The following is a 1,026-nucleotide window of genomic DNA, read 5'->3' as shown; positions in this document are numbered from 1 at the left end:
CGGCCGGGATTCACGAGATGCGTGAGCTGATCGTTGGTTTGCCGGAACGGTTCGGGATGACGGTTTTAGTGTCGAGTCATCTCTTGTCGGAGATTGAGCAGATGGTTTCCACCCTGGGCATCATCGATCACGGTCGCCTGCTGTATCAGGGGCCGCTGTCCGAGCTGGAAGATGCCGGACGGCTGGTGGTGACAGTCAGTGATCCACTCGGCGCTGCAACCATGCTCCGGCAGGCCGGGTGGCAGATTCACCAAGTCTCGGGGAATGAGCTGATGCTCCCGGTCTACGCGGATGAGCACATCGCACGGCTCGTGAGCACCCTCGTTTCGTCCGCCGCACAGGTGTTCCGAGTTGAGGTGCGCCGGCGGCCGTTGGAACAGGTGTTCTTGAATATGACGTCCCAGCATGCCCAAGCGGTGAGCGCGGCGTGAATTCGGTGACGATGGAGTTCAGGAAGCTCCGCCGCAAATATTTGTGGCTGACTGTTGTTCTCGTTCTTGGTTTTGAGCTTTTGTGGGCGTTGATGGCGTTGACGATGTCGCTGAGCCATGATGGCGCTGTGCCTCACGATTCAGCGTTCGTGATTGCTCAGGTGTCACAGATTCATGGGATCTTCGCTCCGATCCTGGCCACGGTGCTGGCATCCCGGATCGCGGCGATGGAACATGACGGTGGAATGTTGCTAGTGCTTTTCGCAGCCAATCAATCGCGGTCAGGCTTGTTCCGTGCAAAGTTCTTCACGGTGTTCACCCTGACAACTATCGCGACGATCGTGGGCTTCCTCACGGTGCTTGGCTATGGCGCGATTCAAGGCGTGACTGCCGACTGGTCGCTGATCGGACTCTTCTTCGTGGGCTGCATTCTGTCCAACGTTTCAGTGATCAGCATCCAGCTTCTCCTGGCGCTGCTTTTCACTCGCCAAGCAGTCACCTTCACCGTGGGAATCATCGGCGGGCTCTTGGGCTCGTTCGCTGGGTTCATGCCGGCGGCGATAAGCATGATTCTGCCCTGGCAGTACGTGGGTTT

At 58.2% G+C, this 1,026-nt stretch carries 1 protein-coding gene and 1 pseudogene; both read left to right on the top strand.

The genetic code is table 11. The annotated features are described in order from the left end of the window. Positions 1-431 (top strand): annotated as a pseudogene (locus JF66_RS20105) (ABC transporter ATP-binding protein); the annotation flags it as partial. Continuing rightward, positions 428-1,026 (top strand): ABC transporter permease (locus JF66_RS20100; protein WP_156109961.1); only part of this gene is annotated, 599 nt, incomplete at its 3' end. The pseudogene JF66_RS20105 and the gene JF66_RS20100, both read left to right, overlap by 4 nt.

This window comes from Cryobacterium sp. MLB-32 (genome assembly GCF_000738085.1).
Classification (GTDB): domain Bacteria; phylum Actinomycetota; class Actinomycetes; order Actinomycetales; family Microbacteriaceae; genus Cryobacterium.
The sequence above is the reverse complement of the archived record's forward strand: the minus strand, read 5'-3'. Positions and strand labels throughout refer to the sequence as shown.